This window comes from Nakamurella flava, assembly GCF_005298075.1.
GTDB lineage: Bacteria > Actinomycetota > Actinomycetes > Mycobacteriales > Nakamurellaceae > Nakamurella > Nakamurella flava.
This window is the reverse complement of sequence record NZ_SZZH01000005.1, coordinates 67,996-89,295: the sequence shown is the minus strand read 5'-3', so window position 1 is coordinate 89,295 and position 21,300 is coordinate 67,996. Positions and strand designations below refer to the sequence as shown.

At 70.5% G+C, this 21,300-nt stretch carries 13 protein-coding genes; 5 read left to right on the top strand and 8 right to left on the bottom strand.

The annotated features are described in order from the left end of the window. Positions 1-47: 47 nt before the first annotated feature. From FDO65_RS17545 to FDO65_RS17525, 5 genes are all read right to left on the bottom strand, one after another. The gene (locus tag FDO65_RS17545; protein WP_137451035.1) at positions 48-1,112 is read right to left on the bottom strand and encodes a DMT family transporter; all 1,065 of its coding nucleotides are present in this window, start codon (positions 1,110-1,112) and stop codon (positions 48-50) included. Further along, positions 1,109-3,043 (bottom strand): heavy metal translocating P-type ATPase, encoded by a 1,935-nt coding sequence (locus FDO65_RS17540; protein WP_137451034.1) that lies wholly within the window; start codon positions 3,041-3,043, stop codon positions 1,109-1,111. The genes FDO65_RS17545 and FDO65_RS17540 overlap by 4 nt, the downstream gene beginning before the upstream one ends. Further along, complete coding sequence (locus FDO65_RS17535; protein WP_137451033.1) at positions 3,040-3,459, bottom strand: ArsR/SmtB family transcription factor; 420 nt, start codon at positions 3,457-3,459, stop codon at positions 3,040-3,042. The genes FDO65_RS17540 and FDO65_RS17535 overlap by 4 nt, the downstream gene beginning before the upstream one ends. 175 nt (positions 3,460-3,634) lie before the next feature. After that, on the bottom strand, positions 3,635-4,456 hold the full coding sequence (locus tag FDO65_RS17530; RefSeq protein ID WP_137451032.1) for a DUF1295 domain-containing protein: 822 nt from the start codon (positions 4,454-4,456) through the stop codon (positions 3,635-3,637). Positions 4,457-4,526: 70 nt separating this feature from the next. Further along, positions 4,527-6,533 carry a glycoside hydrolase family 15 protein gene (locus FDO65_RS17525; RefSeq protein ID WP_137451031.1) on the bottom strand — a complete coding sequence of 669 codons (2,007 nt, stop codon included), beginning with the start codon at positions 6,531-6,533 and terminating at the stop codon, positions 4,527-4,529. 450 nt (positions 6,534-6,983) lie between these two features. On the opposite strand from FDO65_RS17525, the gene FDO65_RS17520 reads away from it, so the two are divergent. Together FDO65_RS17520 and FDO65_RS17515 are read left to right on the top strand one after the other, a co-directional pair. Beyond that, a complete protein-coding gene (locus FDO65_RS17520) occupies positions 6,984-9,779 on the top strand; it encodes an IPT/TIG domain-containing protein (RefSeq protein WP_205850136.1) in 2,796 nt (931 codons plus the stop codon). 508 nt (positions 9,780-10,287) lie between these two features. Further along, the gene (locus FDO65_RS17515) at positions 10,288-13,020 is read left to right on the top strand and encodes a lectin-like domain-containing protein (RefSeq protein WP_137451029.1); all 2,733 of its coding nucleotides are present in this window, start codon (positions 10,288-10,290) and stop codon (positions 13,018-13,020) included. Positions 13,021-13,082: 62 nt separating this feature from the next. On the opposite strand, the gene FDO65_RS17510 is transcribed toward FDO65_RS17515, so the two are convergent. Beyond that, positions 13,083-14,960 carry a fibronectin type III domain-containing protein gene (locus FDO65_RS17510; RefSeq protein ID WP_166442268.1) on the bottom strand — a complete coding sequence of 626 codons (1,878 nt, stop codon included), beginning with the start codon at positions 14,958-14,960 and terminating at the stop codon, positions 13,083-13,085. Positions 14,961-15,070: 110 nt separating this feature from the next. Further along, a complete protein-coding gene (locus tag FDO65_RS17505; RefSeq protein ID WP_137451027.1) occupies positions 15,071-16,288 on the bottom strand; it encodes a fascin domain-containing protein in 1,218 nt (405 codons plus the stop codon). Positions 16,289-16,660: 372 nt separating this feature from the next. Here FDO65_RS17505 and FDO65_RS17500 point away from each other — a divergent pair, with 372 nt between their 5' ends. Next, the gene (locus tag FDO65_RS17500) at positions 16,661-17,620 is read left to right on the top strand and encodes a hypothetical protein (protein WP_137451026.1); all 960 of its coding nucleotides are present in this window, start codon (positions 16,661-16,663) and stop codon (positions 17,618-17,620) included. A 24-nt stretch (positions 17,621-17,644) separates the two neighbouring features. On the opposite strand, the gene FDO65_RS17495 is transcribed toward FDO65_RS17500, so the two are convergent. Next, positions 17,645-18,406: a glycoside hydrolase family 16 protein gene (locus FDO65_RS17495; protein ID WP_137451025.1), complete on the bottom strand. Its 762-nt coding sequence runs from the start codon at positions 18,404-18,406 to the stop codon at positions 17,645-17,647. 296 nt (positions 18,407-18,702) lie between these two features. On the opposite strand from FDO65_RS17495, the gene dnaK reads away from it, so the two are divergent. Both dnaK and grpE read left to right on the top strand, forming a co-directional pair. Next, positions 18,703-20,565: a molecular chaperone DnaK gene (gene dnaK / locus FDO65_RS17490; protein ID WP_137451024.1), complete on the top strand. Its 1,863-nt coding sequence runs from the start codon at positions 18,703-18,705 to the stop codon at positions 20,563-20,565. Further along, positions 20,562-21,296, top strand: a complete 735-nt coding sequence (grpE, locus tag FDO65_RS17485) for a nucleotide exchange factor GrpE (protein ID WP_137451023.1) — start codon at positions 20,562-20,564, stop codon at positions 21,294-21,296. The genes dnaK and grpE overlap by 4 nt, the downstream gene beginning before the upstream one ends. The last annotated feature ends 4 nt before the right edge of the window (positions 21,297-21,300 follow it).

Sequence of the window (21,300 nt, the reverse complement as noted above, 5' to 3'; positions counted from 1 at the left end):
CCGGGCCAGATGCGCAACCGGGCGAGATGTGAACCACGCGACCGGCATCAATGGCGGTGGCGGTGGTGGCTGTCCGGGAAGTGCTCGTGGCTGTGGGTGAGCTGCGGATGGGCGTGGCGGTGCTGATGGCGGGTGCCCGGCGCGACCGGTTCGGCGTGGTCGTGTCGATGGTGCTCGTCGTGGGTGTGCCAGTGCTCGTGCTCGGTCGCGGTGTGGGTGTGCCGGTGGTCGTGCCGCTCCCTCAGGTGCAGCCAGACCCCGACGGCCATCAGGGCACCGGCCACCAGCAGCGGCCAGGTCACCGGTTCGCCGAGCCCGACGGCCAGGACGGCGCCGAAGAACGGGGCGACCGAGAAGTACGCCCCGGCCCGCGCGGTCCCGACGTGCCGCAACCCGACGATGAACAGGACGAGGCTGACGCCGTACGCCAGGAACCCGACCACCATCGCCGCGGCCGCGTTCACCGCCGGCGGCCAGGCGGTCCCGACCACGAAAGCCAGGGTCAGGTTGACGGTGCCGGCGACCAGACCCTTGACCGCGGCGAGCCAGGACGCGTCGTGCACCGCGACCTGGCCCGTCAGGTTGTTGTCCAGCCCCCAGCACAGGCACGCCCCAAGCACGGCCAGCGACGGCCAGAGCGCCCCGATGCCGACCCCTCCGGCGGCGGTGAGCACCACCGCACCGGCCACGATCGCCAGCATCCCGGCCACGACCCGGCGGTCGGCGTTCTCCCGGAACACCCACCAGGCCAGCAGCGCGGTGCAGACGCCCTCCGCGTTGAGCAGCAGGGAGGCGCCCGTGGCCGGGAGCCGGGTCAACCCGATCATCAGCAGCAGCGGGCCGAGGACACCCCCGGCCAGGATGGCGCCGGCGAGCGGCCACCGGTCGGCGAGGGACAGCCGCACCCGCGGGGCGCGTCGGAGGAGCCGGATGGTGGCCAGGCCCAGACCGGAGCCCAGGTAGAGCAGACCGGCCAGCAGCCAGGGACTCACGCTGTCCAGCAACAGCTTCGCGGCCGGGGTGCCGGCACCGAAGAGGACCGCCGCCGCCAGCGACGCCTGGACGCCGGGGTTGCGCACCCCGAGCCGGTGACCGCGGTGATCGTCGGTCACCGCAGTCCCCCGCGGTCGGCCCGAGACCACGCGGAGTGGCGCAGCAGTCGGAGGCCGTTGAGCGCCACCAGGACCGTCGAACCCTCGTGCCCCGCGACGGCCAGCGGCAGCGGCAGGGTGGCGACCAGATCCCACGCGACCAGGACGACGATGAACGACGCCGCGAGGGCCAGGTTCGCGACGACGACCCGATGCGCCCGACGCGACAGGGCGATGACCGCCGGAATGGCGTGCAGGTCGTCGCGGATCAGGACGGCGTCGGCCGTGTCCAGGGCGAGATCCGAACCGTGCCGGCCCATCGCGACGCCGACACTCGCGGTGGCCAGGGCCGGGGCGTCGTTCACGCCGTCGCCGACCACCAGCACCGGTGTGCCGGTCTTCTCGAGATCGGCGACGATGGCGGCTTTGTCGCTCGGAAGCAGCCGTGGGTGGATGTGGGTGATGTGCGTCCGATCCGCGACATCGGCAGCCGTGGCTGCGTTGTCGCCGGTGAGCAGATGCACCGGGGCGACGGTGAGCGCATCGATCCGGGCGACGGCGGCCGGTGCGTCCGCGCGTAACGCATCCTTCAGCGTGATGCGACCGACGGGCCGACCGTCGACGCGCACCAGGACCGCGGTGCCGATCCGCTCCACGTGGGCGTCATCGTCGCGGCTCACCTCGACGCGGTGCCCGTCCGCGGTGCCGAGCACACCGACCCCGGGGACGGCTCGGAACCCCGAGACGGACGGAACGTCGAGATCGGTGGCCGCGCCGACGATCGCGCGCCCCAGCGGATGTTCACTGGGCGCCTCGACCGCGGCCGCCCACCGCAGGACCTGATCGGCGGTCGCGCCGGGAAACGGTTCGACGAGGCGGACCTGGGGTGCCCCGACCGTGAGCGTGCCCGTCTTGTCGAAGGCCACCACCTGGGTGCGGCCGAGGCGTTCCATGACGGTGGCCGACGTGACCAGCAGGCCGTGCCGCCCGGCGTTGGCGATGGCCGCCAGCAGCGGCGGCATGGTCGAGAGCACCACCGCGCACGGCGACGCCACGATCATGAAGGTGACCGCCCGCAGCAGGGCGCCCTGGGGGTCGGCGCCGAACAGCAGGGGGACGCCGAACACCGCGAGGGTCGCGACGACGACCCCGAAGGAGTACCGCTGCTCGACATGCTCGATGAACAGTTGCCGGCGGGCCTTCGTCGCCGACGCCTGCTCCACCTGGGCGACGACGCGGGCGACGACGGACTGTGCGGCGGCCCGGCCGACGCGGACCCGCAGGGCGCCGGTCCCGTTGAGCGTCCCCGACAGCACCGGGTCGCCGACGTCCCGCCGGATCGACACCGACTCGCCGGTCATCGCCGACTGGTCGACGTCCGACACGCCGTCGACGACGGTCCCGTCGGCGGCGATGCGCTCCCCGGGCCGGACCAGGACGATGTCACCCACCTGCAGGTCGGCGGCCGTGATCGTGTCCGGCTCACCGTCGGGGCCGAGCCGGGTGGCTTGTTCCGGGGCGAGGTCCAGCAGCGACGACACCGCAGTGGCGGTGCGCTGGGTGACCACGGCTTCCAGGGCGCCCGAGGTGGCGAAGACGACGACGAGCAGCGCCCCGTCGAAGACCTGCCCGATCGAGGCGGCCGCGACGGCCGCGACGATCATGAGAAGGTCGACGTCCAGGGTCTTCTCGCGGAGCGCCTGCCAGCCGGCCACGGCCGGCTCCCACCCGCCGGCGAGGTAGCAGGCCAGGTAGAGCGACCACCACGACCATGCCGGTGCCCCGGTCAGCTGCAGACCCCAGGCCGTCAGGAACAGGGCCAGAGCTGCTGCGGCCCACCGCACCTCGGGGAGCTGCCAGCCGGTGCGCCACAGCGGTGGGGGTGCGGCGAGGACACGGCCGCCGTCTCGCGCCGTCGTGCTCGACGGTGGGGCGGGAGCTTGGCACGTCACGGCGCAGCCCGGCCGTTGGTCGCCCGGCCGTTCGCGGCGGGGCGGCGTGGGTCGGCGGACTCCGGGTGATGGTGCGCGGGCGACCCGCCCAGGGAATGCTCGGCTTGGAACACCGCGTCGGCGACCAGTTGCTGGGCGTGCTCGTTCTCCAGTCGGTAGAACACCCGGTTGCCGTCCTGGCGGGTGCCGACGATCCGGGCCAGCCGCAGCTTGGCCAGGTGCTGCGACACCCCGGCCGGCGTCTTGCCGACGATCTCGGCGAGCTGCCCGACCGGCAGCTCACCGGCGTCCCGCAGCGCCATGATGATCCGCACCCGGGTGGCGTCGGCCAGCATCGAGAACACCTCGACCGCCAGCTCGACGTACTCGCTGTCCGGCAGCCGACCGCACCGGCTAGATCGACTATCTGCATTCATACGCAGATAGTTGCACAGTCGGCCGGGTTCGGGCCAGGCTCGCCTCGGTGACGCTGACGACGTGGGCTGACGCTGATCGTCTCGGCCTGATGGAGCCGCACGGAGGTGCCGATCTAGGGAGTCGATCAGCGTCAACGAGGGTGGTCCGCGTCGGGTCGCGGGCGTGGTGCTGAGGTCAGTCCTTCGGCGGTCGGGGGAAGAAGAACGACACGCGCCGCTGGTAGTCCCGGTAGCCCGGCCGGTCGGCCATCCGCTTCTCGGTGCGCTTGGCTCCGGTGGCGTGGATCAGGAACCAGGTCATCGCGGCCGGAGCGGGAAACGTCCAGGCGCCGGGGGCCGATGCGGCCGCGGCGAGGTAGGCGCCGTCCCAGACGACGGAGTCGCCGAAGTAGTTGGGGTGACGCGACCAGCCCCACAGACCGGTGTCGAGGATCTGCGGGACGTCCGAGTCCGGCTTGTCGGACTTCTTCGCTTCCTGCTTGGCGGCCTTGTAGGCGTCCTTCTGCCGGTCGGCGACCGCCTCGATGACGGTGCCGGCGACCATGATCGCGATCCCGGCCGGCGCCAGCCAGCGCCGTGGCCCCTTCGGCAGACTGCTGGCCGCGGCGAGCTGCAGTGGAGCGGAGACCAGCAGCTGGGCCAGACCCTGGGTGACGAACACCTTGGTGACGACCTGCGCGGTCGAGCTGTCCTCAAGGAACTCCGCGTACCGCGGATCCTCCTCGTCGGACTTGCTCACACGTTTGCCCATCAAGGTTGCCAGCCGCGCGGCCCAGGCCGTCGTCACCCCGGCCAGCGCCCACCGACGGCCGGCATCGCCCTGCCCGACCGTCGCCCCGACCAGGGCCACCGCCGCCAGGCCCGGCCCCCAGACCGCGTCGGCGTAGTCCCGCCGTCCCGCCTTGATCGCCGTCACCGCTGTCGCCGCCTGCAGGGCGGTCACCGCCGCCGCCGACACCGCCGCGACCCGGCCGAGGTTCCGCAGATTCACGCTCATGGGCCACCGATGCCCGCGGGGCGGCCCGATGAATCACCCCGACGAAAGGGCTGACGCCGCCGAACGGGTCTCAGCGCAACCGGTTGGCCGGGGCGAAACCGTGCTGGTAGCTGGACTCCTCGGCGCGGATGACGTGGGTGACGGCATTGATGAGGGCCAGGTGCGTGAACGCCTGGGGGAAGTTGCCGAGGTGCCGGCCGGTGACCGGGTCGAGTTCCTCGGCGTACAGGCCCAACGGGGAGGCGTGCGACAGCAACCGTTCGCACAGGGCGCGGGCCCGTTCTACCTCACCGATCTCGACCAGCGCCGAGACCAGCCAGAACGAGCAGATGGTGAAGGTGCCTTCCTCGCCGGCCAGTCCGTCGTCGGTCTCCTCGACCCGGTAGCGCAGGACGAGACCCTCGTGGGTCAGCTCGTCGGCGATGGCCAGGACGGTGGAACGGATCCGGTAGTCGTCCGGCGGCAGGAAGCGCACCAGCGGGGCCAGCAGGAGCGACGCGTCGAGGGCGTCCGAGCCGTAACGCTGCACCAGGGCGCCGCGTTCGTCGACGCCGTGGGCGAGGACGTCGGCGTGGATCTCGTCGGCGATCGCCTGCCACTTGTCGGCGATCGAGGGGGAGTCGTGCAACCGGGCCAGCCGCACCCCCCGGTCGAGCGCGACCCAGCACATGATCTTGGACGCCGTGAAGTGCTGCGGCTCGCCGCGGACCTCCCAGATGCCGCGGTCGGGGGCCCGCCAGTGCGCCGCGGCCTGCTCGACCTGGGCGATGACGATCGGCCAGAGCTCCTCGGGCATCTGCTCCCGGGACCGGGTGTGCAGATAGATCGAGTCCAGCAGTGCACCCCAGACGTCGTGCTGCTGCTGGTTGTAGGCGCCGTTGCCGATGCGCACCGGGCGGGCGTCGTCGTAACCGGTCAGCCAGTCGAGCTCGTGCTCCTCGAGTCGGCGTTCACCGCCGACGCCGTACATGATCTGCAGGTCGTTGGGGTTCTCCTTAGTCACGTCGTGGATGAAGAAGAAGAAGTCGTTGGCCTCGCGGTCGAAACCGAGGGTGTACAGGCCCCAGAGGGCGAACGTGGAGTCGCGGATCCAGGTGTAGCGGTAGTCCCAGTTGCGTTCGCCGTGCGGGGTCTCCGGGAGGGACGTGGTCGCCGCGGCCAGCAGGGCACCGGTCGGTGCGTACGACAGACCTTTGAGGGCCAGGGCCGACGACTGCAGGAACGCGCGCCACGGATGATCGGGAAAAGCGCCCTGCGACAACCACTGTCGCCAGTACTCGCTGGTCCGTTCCATCCACTCGGCCGCCTCGCCCTTGTCGGCCGGCGGGGACAGCGGCGAGAACGTCAGGGCCAGGTAGTGCGAGTCGCCGCGGGTCATCTTGGTGCGGGCCATCGCGGAGCGGCCCTCCACGCCCATCCGCAGCGAGCCGGTCAGGGTGAGCGTCGGCTGGCCGGGCACGGTGCTGGTGACCTGGTCGTAGCCGGACCCGGTGTACTCCCAGGTGCCCCCGGTCTTGGCGTAGTCGAAGACCGGTTCGCACGCCATCTGCAGGTCGACCGTCCCGCTGATGCATTTCATCGTGCGCAGCAGACAATGCGCGGCGTCGTAGTCGGTGGGCGACCGGCGGTGGGTCTTGGACCGTTCGTCGGTGTTGTGCCAGGGCGCGAGGATCAAGGCGTCCCGGACGACGAGCCACCCCGTCGGGGTCTGCCACGTCGTCTCCAGGACCAGGGTGCCGGGCAGGTAGCGGCGGGCGGCCGGGACCGCCACCCCGAACGGCGACACCCGGAACGACCCGCCGGCCCGGTCGAGGATCGCCGAGAACACCGACGGCGAATCCGGTCGAGGGACGCACATCCACTCCACCGCGCCCGACGGGGCGATGAGGCAGTTCGTCTCGCAGTCCGACAGGAACGCGTAATCGGCGATTCCCGGGAAGTTGCTGGACGAGTGGTGCGCGTGCGCGGCCGCGGCCATCGGGTTCGCCCCGTCGTCGGAGATGTCCAGCAGGGGAGCAGCCGCCCCGTTCGACGACGTCAGCGGCGACAGCGAGCTCGCTGCGGTGGACTGGTCCATGGTGCACCCCTGATCCCCGGTTCGGACGGTGTGAGCACAGTGTGGGCCACAGTAGGGCCGTCGCCATCCGCGGGTGGTTTCGACCGTGTGAAGAGCGCTCGATGGGGAAGTCCTGCGCCGGGGGCGGCCACCTGAAGTGATGGAAATCCGCATTCATCCGCATGAGGTGGACGGGGACACCGACCGGGCGGCGCCCGGAGCGCAACGGTTCCGGGGTGCAGCGGACGGTGACCAAACGTGCACGGGATGCTGACATCCGGATATTCCAGCACCGCCGCGGCCCGGTGACCGGTCTACCCAGCGACAGCCCCCCTCGACCTGAATCGGATCAGCGTCGCACCGCAGGATGCGAAAGTCCCCGTGCCGGCGGTCGTGGACGTGCGACGACCCGGCCAGATCGCGGTGGTCCTCGACAGTGCGGCCGCCTACTCGTCTTGCGGGGGGAAAACCATGAAACGACCACCCTGGCTCCGGCGCCTGATGGCCGGGACCGTGACGCTCACGCTGGTCGCCGGGGCGACCGTCGCGCTGCCGGCCATGGCCGCCGCCGCGACGACCGTCCTGTTCCAGCAAAGCTTCCACAACAACACCCCGGACGGCGTCGGGGCCGTCGTCCGGCCGGCCGGGTCCGGCGTGGCGAACACCGCCTGCCTGACCGCGACCGGCGGCAACAGCCCCTCCCTGCCCAGCTGCCCGTCAGGTCAGGGATTTGTCAATAACACCAACGGTGCGGGGGCGCTGTCCCTCACGCCCGCACTGAACGAGAAGACCGGCGGTCTCTTCGCGGCCACCAGCGTGCCCACGTCCCAGGGCCTGGATGTGTCCTTCGATCTGCATCAGTATTCGAATTCCAACGATCCGGCCGACGGGCTGACCTTCGCGCTGTCGGCCGTCGACCCGGCCAACCCGACTGCCCCGCCCAATATCGGGCCGGCCGGGGGTTCTCTCGGATACGCCGCGGCGCCCAACGTGGCCGGTTTGTCGAACGCCTACCTCGGGCTCGGTTTCGACGTCTACGGCTACTACAGCAGCACCACGTTCTTCGGCACCCGCGGATGTGGGTCCACCCCGTTCGCCCGGCCGAACCGGACTCCCTATCAGGTGGTGGTCCGCGGCCCCGGCAACGGCCTGGACGGCTACTGCGCCCTGGACAGCACCGCAACCAGTTACAACGATCCGCGGGTCAACCTGCACGGCACGAGCCGCGCTGGTTCCACCATCCCGGTACGAGTACTGATCAACTCGTCGAAGTCCGCCGTGGTCGCCGCGGGCGGGATCACGGTGCCGGCTGAGTCGTACTACTTCGCGTTCACGCCCATCGGCCAGCCGCAACGGGTTTTGACCAAGGCACTGCCGGTGATGAGCAGCGCCTACGTCGGCGCACCGTCCTGGCTCGACAGTGACGGCCTGCCGAAGCAGTTGGCCTTCGGTTGGGCGGCCGCAACCGGCGGCCAGGTCATGAACCAGGAGGTCGACAACGTCACCGTCGCGTCCCTGACCGCGGCCGTTCCGCGGCTCACGGTCGACCAGAACAGCTACACCCCCGCGACGAATCTGAACCCGGGCGACCCGGTGGGCTACGTGGTGAGGCCGGGCGTCGCTGAAGGGACGAACGATCCCGGTCCGGTGTCGGTGACCATGACGACACCGACCGGCGTGGCCCCGCGCGGCGCGTCAGGCGACGGGTGGAGCTGCGCAGCTCCGAGCGGACGGCAGATCACGTGCACCCGCTCGGGAGGGCCTTTCCCCGCGGGACAGGATCTTCCCCTCATCGCGGTGACCGCCGTTGCCACCGCCTCAGTGGCTGCCACCAGCATCCAGACGGGAACGACCACCACGGTGTCGTCGGACACCGGCCAGGCCGCGATCACCACGACCGCCCCGGCCGGCGCCAACCCGCCCGCCCCCCAGATCAGCCGATTGAGCCCCGATCTCGGTTCGACCGCGGGCGGCATCCCGGTGACCATCAGCGGATCGGATCTCGCGGGAGCTACCTCCATCGCCGTCGGCACGGCCCAGGAGATCGCCGCCGGCACGGCGCCGGTGCTGCTGCCCTGCTCGGTGACCATCACGACCAACTGCTTCACCCTGTCGAATGGGCAGCTGGTGGTCCCGCAATGGCCCGCACACGCCGCCGGGGCCGTGATCGTCTCCGTCGTCGCGCTGGGTCGCTCCGGTTCGAGCAGCTTCTCCTACGTGGCGGTGGCGCCCGGCGCACTATTGATCAGCGAATTCCGGCTGTCCGGCCCGAACGGTGACGACGACGAGTACGTCGAGCTGACGAACGTCAGCGGGACGCGCCTGCCGATCGCCGGGTTGAGCGTTCAGACGAACTCCGGCGCGGGAGACACCTCCGCGCTGCGGACGACGACGCTGCCGATGACGGCCGCGCCGTTGCCCGCGGGTGGGACCTACCTGGTCGCCGGCCCTGCCTACTCGCTGGGGGCCGTCGCAACGGCCGACTACACGTCGACCACTCCGCTGGGGTCGGGCGGTGTCCGGCTCGTCGCCCCCGACGCCCCGACAGCCGTCGTGGACGCGGTGGGACCGTCCGGTATCGCCGGCTTCACCGAGGGGACCGGTCTGCCCGCGTTCTCGGTTTCTCCGTCCGATCAGTACGGGTGGGTCCGGACGCGGCAGACGGGTGCCTTCAAGGCCACCGACGACAACGCGGCCGACTTCGCGCTCGTGTCGACGACGGGGGGTGCGGTGGGCGGAGTCCAGTCGATGCTGGGTTCGCCATCGCCGTCGGGCCTCACGACCCCGGCGGACCGTTCCGCACAGCTCCCGTCGACGCTGCTCGACCCGACGAAGCCGGCGAGCGCCGCTCCGAACCGCGTCGTGACCAAGGGGGCGGGCAGTACCCGGATCGAGACCCGACGCGTCGTCACCAACAACACCGGCCAGACGATCACTGCGTTGCAGTTGCGGTTGATCGACATCACCGAGGCGAACGGCCTGACGCCGCTGCCCTCGGTCATCCCCTCGGGGGCGTCCCTGGCCCAGCTGAAGGCGGTCACGCCCCCATTGCCGACCGTCCAGATCGATGGTCGGACGGTCTCGAATCTGGCGCCGGCCAGTCCGTCCGTCCCGGGGGTCGGCGGGGGACTGAACTCCACCTTGCTCGTGCCGCTGGAGGGAACTCTGGCCCCCGGTCAGTCGGTCACGGTGGCCGTCACGATGGATGCCACAGGGAGCGGCAAGTTCTTCTACCGGTACTCGACGGAAGCGCTGCTGGGCAGCTGACGCGGCTGCCACACGGGCCGACGGCCGGGTCACTTCTCGAAGTGACCCGGCCGTTCGCCGTTTCAGCGGAGCCTCGACGGTGATGGCGGTATCAGCCGTCGTCCAGCTCAGCCGCGGTATCCCCGTCACTCCAAGGAGTGCGAATGGCTGCACGCCATGCGAACGGTCTCAGGTGCGCTCGTTGGGGCGAGAGACGCGCACGGCACAGCTCCATCGCCCAGCACGCTGTCACGCTCCACTCACCGTATTCCCACGTTCCGGTAGAGCGGTATATGTATTGGTCACGCAGGGCGGGGGCGGGAGCGTGGGGTGGCCGGCGGCCCGGTCCGGCGGGCGGTGGGCCACCTCTATCTTCCGGTCAGCACCGGGCGCGCTGTGTGACGTCCCGGTGGGTTGCGACGGCCGGGGGAACCGGTCGTTCCGTCACTGACCGGGGGAGCCCATGAAACGTCCGCCCTGGTTCCGGCGAGCACTCGTTGGAACAGTCACCTGCGCCCTGGTCGGGGGAATGGCCATCGGCTTTCCCGCCGCTGCCCTGGCCGCGCCGAACAGCACGCTGCTGTTCGACCAGACCTTCCGGAACAACACCGCCGACGGGACGGGGGCCGTGGTGAAGCCGGCGCCGAGCGGGTCCGGTCAGCAGAATGTCGCCTGCCTGACCGCTTCCGGCGGGACCACGGGCGAGCTACAGAGTTGTGCGAACGCCAGTGACGCCAACGGTTCCGGAACGCTGTCGCTGACCTCAGCGCAGTACAACCAGGTCGGCGGGGTGTTCGCGGCGACCAGCGTCCCGACGGCTCAGGGTCTGGACGTGCAGTTCACGATGCATCAGTGGTCGCCGGGCAACACCAACCCGGCCGACGGCATCGCGTTCGCCCTGTCGGCGGTGGATCCGGCGGACCCGACGTCCCCCCCGAACATCGGGCCCAAGGGCGGGGCGCTGGGCTACTCGTCGGCTTCCGGAGCCGAGGGCGACGACGGTTTGGCGCACGGCTACCTCGGTATCGGCTTCGACACCTTCGGTAACTTCAGCAACACCGCGTACCAGGGCCTGAACTGCCCGACCAGCCAGTACGCCCGACCGGGCCTCACCAAGAACCAGGTCGTGGTCCGTGGGCCGGGGCAGCGGCAGGCCGGGTACTGCGCGATCAACAGCACCGCGACGAACTACGACGCACCAGCCGTTGCGATGCACGGTGACACCCGGGCGGGCTCGTCCGTCCCGGTGCAGGTCATCATCAACTCGAGCCCGTCGTCGGCCACCACCCGTAACGACCTGTCGATTGCCGCCAACTCCTACCTGGTGCGCTGGACGCCGATCGGCTCGTCCCAGGCTCAGGAACTCGGGGGCCCGCTGCCGGCGATGGACAGCAGCTACGTCGATTCGCCGTCCTGGCTGGACGACACCGGGCTGCCCAAGCAGCTGGCGTTCGGTTGGGTCGGGTCGACCGGTTCGCTGATCGACAACCACGAGATCACCAATGTGACCGTCAGCAGCCTCGTGGCCGAGGTCCCGGTCCTGAACGTCAGCGCCACCAGCTACGTACCGGGACCGAATCTGGTGGCGGGCGACCCGGTCGGCTACGTCATCACACCGGGCGTCAACCCCGGCGCGAACGAGCCGGGGCCGGTCACGGTCACCGTCACCACGCCGACCGGGGTCAAGCCCCTCGGTGGGTCGGGTAACGGGTGGGTCTGTGAGCCGCCGGCGGGTCAGCAGCTGACCTGCACCAAGTCGGGCGGCCCGTTCCCGGCTGGAGCTGCTCTCCCGCCGTTCACCGTCACCGCCGTCGCGACCGGCCCCATCACCGCGGACGACGTCGAGAACACCGTGACCACTGCGTCTTCCGATGGCAGCCAGCCCGGTTACAGCGATGAGGCTCCCAACGACACCAACCCGCCGACGCCGGGCAACCTCAGCATCGGTCCTGAAATGGGCGACGTGTCGGGTGGATATCCGGTCACGATCTCAGGTGACAACCTGGCTGGTACCACGGCCGTTCTGGTGGGAACGCAGGATGAGTTGAACAGCGGTACCGGCACGCTGGTACCGCCCTGCGCGAGCGGCGTTCCGCAGCCGTGCTTCAACAACTTCGGCGGCTCGCTGGTCGTGGAGCAATGGCCCGGGCACGGCGTTGGCCCGGTCAAGGTGCGAGTCGTCGCGCGCGGCACCGCAGCACAGTTGGACTTCACCTACTACGAGTACTCCCCCGGCTCGTTGGCGATCACGGAGTTGCGGTTCTCCGGCCCGGCTGGTCCGGGTGATGAGTATGTGGAACTGACCAACACCACGAGTGGTCCCCTGCCCATCGCCGGGGCGGTCGTGCTGGCGGCCAACGGTCTGGGGGTCGGGATCCCGGACGTCAGCCCGCTGCCAGCCGGCGGCTCCTACCTGGTCGCCGGCCCGACGTACTCGCTCGGGTCGGTCGCGCCCGCCGATGTGGTGGCCAGCGGCGAACTGGGGGACACCGGTGTGCAGGTGCTCTCTCCGCGCGTCAATGGCGCGCGGGTCGTCACCGATGCTGTCGGTCCGGCATCGTCGGCATCCGGTTTCCACCGGGGTACCCCGTTGGCGACGGTCGCCAACACCGTGACCGATCAGTATGGGTGGGTGCGGACGCAGCAGACGGGTGCGTTCAAGCAGACCGATGACAATGCGGCTGATTTTGCGTTGGTGTCGACGACGGGTGGTGTGGTTGGTGGGGTGCAGTCGATGTTGGGTTCGCCGTCGCCGACGTCGTTGACGACTCCGTGGAATCGGTCGACGTCGATCACGTCGACGTTGGTGGATCCGAGCAAGTCGGCGAATGTGGCGCCGAATCGGGTGGTGACCAAGGCGCAGCAGGGTCAGCCGGGTGGGCGGATCGAGTCGCGTCGGGTGGTCACGAACAACACGGGGAAGTCGGTGACGGCGTTGCAGTTGCGGTTGATCGATGTGACGGAGGCCAATGGGTTGACGCCGTTGCCGTCGGTGATTCCGTCGGGTCGGCCGTTGGCGCTGTTGAAGGCGGTGCGGCCGGCGCAGCCGACGGTCACGGTGAACGGCACGGTGGTGTCGAATCTGTCGCCGGCGGCTCCGACCATCCCGGCCAATGGCGGCGGGTTGAACTCGACGTTCGTGGTGCCGTTGGAGAGTGCGTTGGCGCCGGGGGCGTCGGTGTCGGTGGCGTTGACATTCGATGCTTCGACCAGTGGTTCGTTCTTCTTCCGGTATTCGACGGAGGCGTTGCTGGGCGGTTGATCGCGGGTGGCGACCGTCAGCGGCCGGGTTCCCCTCGCGGGGACCCGGCCGTTTCCGTTCTGTCAGTTCACCCCGGTCAGCACATCCCAGCTGACCCAGAAAGCACCGGGCCGGTCGACGGAGAAGGTGATCGCCACCGCCTGCCGTTGCCCGGAGAACAAGGTGTTCTGGTAGGTCCCGAGCGGCAGTACTGCGAACAGACCACCGGTGCCGCCGCCGGCTGGTGCGAGATTGCTGACCGTCACCGGCGACCCGTTGGCCAGTCGGACCGACGACGAACGGGTCGACGGGGTCGCAACGGTCAGCTCGGCTCGTCGGTCGGCGGGGACCAGGGAAAAGGGTGACCCGCCGCCATTCCGGATGCTCATCGTCGAGATGCGCAGCGCCAGGCCGGGGGCGGCCGGCGCGGTGCCGGGATTGCTGATCCATCGACGGATGGTCAGGAAGCGCTGGCCGTCGACGGTGGTGATCTCGCGGTTCGGTGCGGCCGACGCCGGAACCGTCGGGTCGAGCAACAGGGAGGTGACCGTCGTCGATCGGGTCGCGGTCACGGCGACGGGAGTGACGGTGCCGCGGACGGCCGCTCGACCTCCGACGGCGCCACCGTCCGCGGAGATGAGCTGGAAGTCGGAGGAGTTGTTGCCCGTCGAGACCGGTCCGGCGGGAGTGCGGCTGCGCATCCACGCGAAATCGACCGCGGGCTCACCGGTCAGCGCAGGCAGCCCGCGACCGGTGTGCAGGCCGGCTTGCGGTCCGACGGCGTCCGACACCGTGCCGGAGCCATCAGGGAAGCGGATGCGCAGGCCATCAGTGCCGAGCCCGTCCTGCGCCACCTTCGTCGCCGCGGTGGCTCCGGACCACGTCGGTCCGACGATCAGAAGATGACCGGACGGGGCCAGGACTGGTGCGTCGTCGGCCAGGGTGACGGTTGCCCCCGCGCCGGTCTCCACGTCCAGGCCCGCGGTCGGGATCGGAGTCGGGCTGACGTTCGTGATGTCGACGAACTCATCGCCCGGTCCGGCCGGGCCGGATTGGCGCATCGAGGTGATCAGCAGATCCCCGGCCACCACCGGCCCAGCGACCTTGACCGAGGTGGTCGCGGACTGGGTGGTGCCGGCTGCATCGGTGACGCCGATGGTGACCGAACTGGTGCCGATCGCCTGCGGGCGGCCGGTGATGGCGCCGGTGTCGGGGTCCAGGCCGAGGCCGGCGGGCAGGCCGCCCCCGACGACGGCGAAACGGTACGGCGCGGTACCGAGGGTGACGTCCGTGCGGCCGTGGTAGTCCCAACCGACCCGGCCGAGGGGAGTGGCCAGGCTGACGACCAGCGGTGACACCACCAGCACCGCTGCGGACGGGTCCGAGGGCAACCCCTGGCCGATCGCGTTCCGGGCGGCGACCGTGAAGGTGTAGCTGGTGCCCGGCGTCAGACCGGTGAGCAGCGCCGAACGAGCATCCCCACCCGTGGTGACGGCCGGTGCGGAGCCGGCGGCCGTCTGCGGCGTCACCACGTAGCCGGAAATGTCCCGCCGACCGTCGGACGACGGGGCCTGCCATCGGACGGTCACCCCTGTCTTGTCCGACGACGCCTGGACGTCGGTGGGCCGACCCGGTAACCAGGGGACCTCGATGTAGTCCGTGAACCCGGTCGGGCCGACCCCGCCGTTGATCCCCGGCTGGACGAGGACCCGGTAGTCACCCGCCGGCAACGCGACGAAGGTGATCGTCCGATCCCGCCCGCTGGGAAAGCGCACGGTCTCGGCGTAGCCGGTTCCCACCACCGAGACGGTGTAGCCGCTGACTTCGGAGCCGTCCGGAAACAGCGAGGCGGTCCAGGTCGCCGTCAGCTGGCCGGGCGCGGGTGTGGCCGTCACCAGGGGCAGTGACGACGTCTCCGCCGCGCCGGCCGATGGAGGCAAGACGAGCAGAGTGACCAGCACCGTGACCAGCGTCAGCAGGCGGACCTGCTTCCGCCCGGCCCGCCGGCGGCTGTACGCGCGTGGCCGGAGAGGTCGGCCGCCGGGCTCTCTTCCGTCGGCGCCCCGGGGTGTCATCGACCGATCAACTCGAATTGCTCCCACAGACCGATGGAAGTGCGGTTGGCGATGAGCGGCTGCGACCCCCCGGCCTCGGCGGTCACGAAGCGACCGTTGATCGTCGACCGGAGACTGATCGTGCCGTCGGCGTTGGGGATGAACAGGAACTGTTCCCAGTCGCTGGCCGTCGGGCGGTTCGCGATGAGGGGCTTGCTCCCCGCGTTGTCGGCGGACGTGAACCCGTTGACGACCGACCGCAGGGCGACACGGCCGTTGCCCAGGTCGTACATCTGGAACTGCTCCCAGGAGCCGATGGCCGGTCGGTTCGCGATGAGGGGCTGGGTTCCCGCGGCCTCGGCGGTGACGAGCTGGTTGTTGGCCTTGGCCCGCAGGCTCAGGGTGAGCGGCTCACCGCAGGAGGCCGACGTCGGGCCGCCGCCGGGGTACCAGGGCAGATCGATGGCCGGGGCACTCGAGTTGTTGTTGACGTACTGGACGGCCAGGTTCTGCCACTGCCCGTAGTACTGGGGCTGGCCGCTCTGCTGGACGGATTCCGCCGCGGCGGCCAGGTCCATCGTCTGCCAGTTGGGCACGTCCAGCAGCCCGCTGTTCGGGGCGGCGCTGCGGCTGCCGCCGAAGAACGCCATGGCTTCCCACCGCGGATCGAGCAGGCGCCGGACGACGCCGATCGGGTCGGTGCGACCGTTGCTGGCCCCGTAGTTGCCCCAGCCGTAGGCGGGGCGCTGCTGGAAGAGACCGATGGAATCGGCGTTGTAGGCGCCGTCCCGCGAGCCGAACCGGTCGTGCGGGAAGTACAACGACTGCTTCGCGACGGCCTGGTAGTAGGCCCGGCCCGGCCACGGATACGACGAGCGGTAGGGACTCGTGCCGTCGTTGGCGAGGTTGCGGATGCTCGACTCCTGCAGCATCACCATCACGGCAATGACCTGACCGCGGTAGGGCACCCCCATCGACTTGGCGACGCCGATCATCGTGCGGACGGCGGCGGTGCCGGACGACTGGGTCGGGTTGGCGGGATCCGGGCAGGCCGCCGCGGCCATCAGGGATCCCGCGGCCGCCGGACCGGCGGTCGCCGGGCCCGCGACGGTCACCGAGCCGGTGACGGCGACGAGCGCGGTCAGCAGCGCCGCCGCCCAGCGGGGTCCACGCCGACCGCCGGCTCGCCGCGAGGGGCGCGCCGGACGGTGGGCAGACAGGGTGGTGACGTCCATGGGTGCCGCCTTCGCCGCTCGGGTGCACGCGCCGGTCACAGGGCCGCGGCGGCCGTCGAACCGACGATCCATCACCTACAGCAACAATTCAGACACGTGACGTAATCAATGGGCTGACTGTAGGTCGGCCGACAAGACGAGGTCGACTCCCTGGGGGCGTGATGCGGTGGTCCCGATAGCGGTCTCGGCCCCCGGGTCCGATGACCACTCTCCGTGACGGGTCGCTGAGTCGGGCCACTTTCCCCCGAAAGTTGCTGTCGCGAACCGGGGACCGCCAAATACCATCTGACCGGGGGAAATACGGATCACGCCGGTGCTGCGCCGCTACTGCGCGCGTGTGTCAGGCCTGACCGATGTCACGGGGGGTACAGGATGCGCGAGCAGCTGATCACGGGTCCGAACGACGGCGGACCGGACGTCGACGCGGTGGGGGTGGCCCACGGACTCCGCATCGAGGGGCTGGACGCCGCCGACAACCTGCCGCGACTCCCGGCCGGTCAAGCGGCCGACCTGCCCGTCGTCCGGGTGGAACGCACCACGTCGCCCTGCCCGACCGAACGCCGGGTCGGCGCCCACGGATGCGGCGGGGACGTCGTCGTCCGCGAGTTCTCCGGTGACCGGGTTCTCGTCCTGGATCGTCTCGCGGGAACGGCCACCTTCCACGGCCCGGCCACCGCGCCCGACGTCTTCGTCCACCCGGGCCTGCTGATGGTCAGCGCCCAGTTCAACCACTGGGCCGGGCGGGAGACCTTCCAGGCCGGCGCCTTCACCGTCGGCGGTCGGGCGTACCTGATCGCCGGACCGTCCGATGCGGGTAAGAGTGTGCTGCTGACGGCGCTCGCCGCGGCCGGCGCGACGGTGCTGACCGACGGCGGGGCGGTCACCGACGGCCGTTCGGTGTTCAGCGGACCGCGGACGCTCGACCTGTCCGAACCGGTACCGATGCACGTCGTGGGCCTGCCGATGCAACCGGCGAACGGCCAGACGCGCTGCCGGTTCCCTCTCGGGCCGGCGCCCCTGCGGCGCCCGCTGGCCGGCGTGTTCTTCCTCCGCTGGGGCGGCCCGGTGCGGGCCGAACCGGTGAGCGACGCCGGCCGCGCCGGGCGGCTGGCCGCACAGCGCACGCTGCGGGTGCTCCTCGCCGATCCCGGCATCATGACGGCGATCGCAGCGCTGCCGGCCTGGAACGTGCACCGGGCCCGCGAGTGGTCGAGCCTGGACGAGACGGTCGACCTCGTGCTCGGGCTGGCCCGGTCGACCGGCGACGGCACCGCTTCGCTCCCGGCGCAGCAGACCGCCGCACCCGCGCAGATGATCCCTGCGGTCGCCTGACCGGGTCGCACCGCCACTCGTCCGTCACCACGAACGGACCGCGTCGATCCGCAACTGCGGAACCGGCGCGTCCGGGGGCACCGGACCGGCGGCCGACTCCGGGAAGTCGAACACGGCGACCATGATCTGCAAGGGGTAGGTCGGCGGGGCCGGACAGCGGCGGACGACGACCTCGTCGACCCGGAACACGGCCTCGTGGTCGTCCCAGTCGACGGAGTAGGTGTGGGGTTCGCCGACGTCGAGGGGGAGCCGTGGGGCGGCGAAATCGTCCTGTAGCCGGGGATCACGGATGGCCTTGACGCCGATGCCCACCTCGGCGGACGGCCCGTCGGGGCCGTCGCGGAGAGCGGAACCGAACACCTCGACGACACACAGTTCGCCGCAGTCGGTGGGCTGTTCCTGGAAGCCGCACAGCCACAACGCGGCCATCGACGTGGGACCCAGGCTCATCGAGCACGTGACCTCCAGGTGGCCGCCAGTCTGCAGGTGCCCGCGGAAGGGGGGCTGGGCCTCGCGGACGCGCTGCCCGGGGAAGACCTCCTGCTGCCCGTCCGTGCTGCCGACCGGCCCCGAACGGCAGGCGCTCTGCAGGCCCGAGACCCGCAGCGGCGGCCGGTGGTCGTCCGGCAGCCAGACCGGGTGGTCGACGGGTAGTTCGAGGACCAGGCCGGAGCCGGTCAGGCGGTAGGCGGCGGCCGTCTGCCCCCGGGAACTCCACATGGGCAGGTAGTGCGGCAGCCAGACGGCCGGATCCAGCGCGGTTCCTTCGAAGCGGTCCTCCCACATGCCCGGAACGGTAGGGGTCGTCACCGACAGCGGGTTGCGGTTGCCCGCCCGGCGCCGGGCCCGTCCTGCGGCGCGTGCGAATCACCCGTTCGATGGCGCGGAACGGGAACATCGTGACCGGGTCTGCGGTTGGACCGATCAGTAAAGTTGAGTCGAGTCAGCTCAGGTCGTTTGACAAGTCCCCGAGGCGGGGGCAACCTGAGTCGAGGGGACTCAGCCACGCGCCACCAACAGACCTGAATTCACTGATGGTCCGAGCCGACCGGCTCGGACACCTCGCAACAGGAGGAACCTGCATGTCCCGTGCCGTCGGTATCGATCTCGGTACCACCAACTCGGTCGTCTCCGTCCTGGAGGGCGGCGAGCCGACCGTCATCGCCAACGCCGAGGGTGCCCGGACGACGCCGTCGATCGTGGCCTTCGCCAAGAACGGCGAGGTCCTGGTCGGTGAGGTCGCCAAGCGGCAGGCCGTCACCAACGTCGACCGGACCATCCGCTCGGTCAAGCGCCACATGGGCACCAACTGGACCGTCGCCATCGACGGCAAGAACTACACCGCGCAGGAGATCAGCGCCCGCGTACTGGGCAAGCTGAAGCGCGACGCCGAGTCGTACCTGGGCGAGCCCGTCACCGACGCCGTCATCACCGTGCCGGCGTACTTCAACGACTCGCAGCGCCAGGCCACCAAGGAGGCCGGTGAGGTCGCCGGTCTGAACGTGCTGCGCATCGTCAACGAGCCGACCGCCGCGGCCCTGGCCTACGGCCTGGACAAGGGCGACAAGGAGCAGACCATCCTGGTCTTCGACCTCGGTGGCGGCACCTTCGACGTGTCCCTGCTGGAGATCGGCGACGGGGTCGTCGAGGTCAAGGCGACCGCCGGTGACAACAAGCTCGGTGGCGACGACTGGGACGAGCGCGTCGTCAAGTACCTGGTCGACAAGTTCAAGCTGGCCAACGGCATCGACCTGACCAAGGACAAGATGGCCATGCAGCGGATCCGTGAGGCCGCTGAGAAGGCCAAGATCGAGCTGTCGTCCTCCCAGCAGACGTCGATCAACCTGCCGTACATCACGGTCGACGCCGAGAAGAACCCACTCTTCCTCGACGAGTCGCTGTCCCGCGCCGAATTCCAGAAGATCACCTCCGATCTGCTGGACCGCACCCGCACCCCGTTCCACCAGGTCATCAAGGACGCCGGCATCAAGGTCGGCGACATCGACCACGTCGTGCTCGTCGGTGGTTCCACCCGCATGCCCGCGGTGACCGACCTGGTCAAGGAGCTGACCGGCGGCAAGGAGCCCAACAAGGGCGTCAACCCTGACGAAGTGGTGGCGGTCGGAGCGGCGCTCCAGGCCGGCGTGCTGCGCGGCGAGGTCAAGGACGTCCTGCTGCTCGACGTCACCCCGCTCTCCCTGGGCATCGAGACCAAGGGCGGCATCATGACCAAGCTGATCGAGCGCAACACCACCATCCCGACGAAGCGTTCCGAGATCTTCACGACGGCCGAGGACAACCAGCCGTCCGTGCAGATCCAGGTCTTCCAGGGTGAGCGCGAGATCGCCGCGTACAACAAGAAGCTCGGCATGTTCGAGCTGACCGGGCTGCCGCCGGCCCCGCGCAACGTGCCGCAGATCGAGGTCACCTTCGACATCGACGCCAACGGCATCGTGCACGTGTCCGCCAAGGACATGGGCACCGGCAAGTCGCAGTCGATGACCATCACCGGCGGCTCCGCGCTGCCCAAGGACGACATCGACCGGATGATGCGCGAGGCCGAGGCGCACGCCGAGGAGGACAAGGCCCGCCGCGAGGAGGCCGAGGTCCGCAACCAGGCCGAAGCGCTCGTCTACCAGACCGAGAAGTTCGTCAAGGACAACGAGGACAAGCTCCCCGAGGAGCCGAAGGAGCGCGTCAACGCCGCCATCGCGCGGACGACCGAGGCGCTCAAGGGCACCGACGTCGCCGCCATCAAGTCGGCGGTCGAGGAGCTGGCCAACGAGTCCCAGCAGCTGGGTTCGGCGCTGTACGCGCAGAACCAGGCCGACGCGCAGTCCGGCGCGGCCGGCGGCGCGGACGCCCCCGGCGGCACCACCGGTGCCGGCTCGCCCGACGAGGAGATCGTCGACGCCGAGATCGTGGACGAGGGCGACAAGAAGTGAGCGATCCCGGCCGACCTGACGAGCAGGAGCCGGTGATCCGCGACCGTCGACGCATCGACCCGCAGACGGGTCTGCCGCGCGAGACCGGTGCCACCGCACCGGGTTCGCCGGCGGGCCCGGCGGGCGATGCGCCCATCGGTCCGGAGTCCGGCAACAACCCGTTCCCGGGTGGGCGGCACGCCGCCGACGATCCCGGGGACCCGAACAACGCCGCGCAGCCCCTCAACGTCGACGCCGGCATCGCGGGCGCCGAGCTGGAGCTGGCCAAGCAGGAGGCGGCCGAACGGACCGCCGACCTGCAGCGGGTCACCGCCGAGTACGCCAACTACCGGCGGCGGGTCGACCGCGACCGCGAGCAGGTCGTGACGTCGGCCAAGGGCACCGTCGTGACCGAGCTGCTGCCCGTGCTCGACGATCTCGACCGGGCCCGGGCCCACGGCGACCTCACCGGGTCGTTCGGCACGGTGGCGGACAAGTTCGTCGCCGCGCTGCGCAAGCTCGGCCTGGAGCCGGTCGGCGCCGAGGGCGAGGCCTTCGACCCGGCTCGGCACGAGGCCGTGCAGTTCGGGACGTCCGCGGACGTCACCGAGCCGACGGTCACGTCCGTGTTCCGCAGCGGATACACGTTGGGCGACAAGCTGTTGCGGCCCGCCGTGGTCGTCGTCACCGGACCCGAACACGGGTCCTCGGGCGACACCACAGCTGATTCCACAGATGCCGCCGGTTCGTGACATC

Coding starts and splice junctions, on each gene's coding strand:
- FDO65_RS17500 (WP_137451026.1), top strand. CDS start 16,661: ATGCGCGAGCAGCTGATCACGGGTCCGAACGACGGCGGACCGGACGTC.
- dnaK (WP_137451024.1), top strand. CDS start 18,703: ATGTCCCGTGCCGTCGGTATCGATCTCGGTACCACCAACTCGGTCGTC.
- FDO65_RS17520 (WP_205850136.1), top strand. CDS start 6,984: ATGAAACGACCACCCTGGCTCCGGCGCCTGATGGCCGGGACCGTGACG.
- FDO65_RS17525 (WP_137451031.1), bottom strand. CDS start 6,533: ATGGACCAGTCCACCGCAGCGAGCTCGCTGTCGCCGCTGACGTCGTCG.
- FDO65_RS17530 (WP_137451032.1), bottom strand. CDS start 4,456: ATGAGCGTGAATCTGCGGAACCTCGGCCGGGTCGCGGCGGTGTCGGCG.
- FDO65_RS17505 (WP_137451027.1), bottom strand. CDS start 16,288: ATGGACGTCACCACCCTGTCTGCCCACCGTCCGGCGCGCCCCTCGCGG.
- FDO65_RS17535 (WP_137451033.1), bottom strand. CDS start 3,459: ATGAATGCAGATAGTCGATCTAGCCGGTGCGGTCGGCTGCCGGACAGC.
- FDO65_RS17495 (WP_137451025.1), bottom strand. CDS start 18,406: ATGTGGGAGGACCGCTTCGAAGGAACCGCGCTGGATCCGGCCGTCTGG.
- FDO65_RS17515 (WP_137451029.1), top strand. CDS start 10,288: ATGGCCATCGGCTTTCCCGCCGCTGCCCTGGCCGCGCCGAACAGCACG.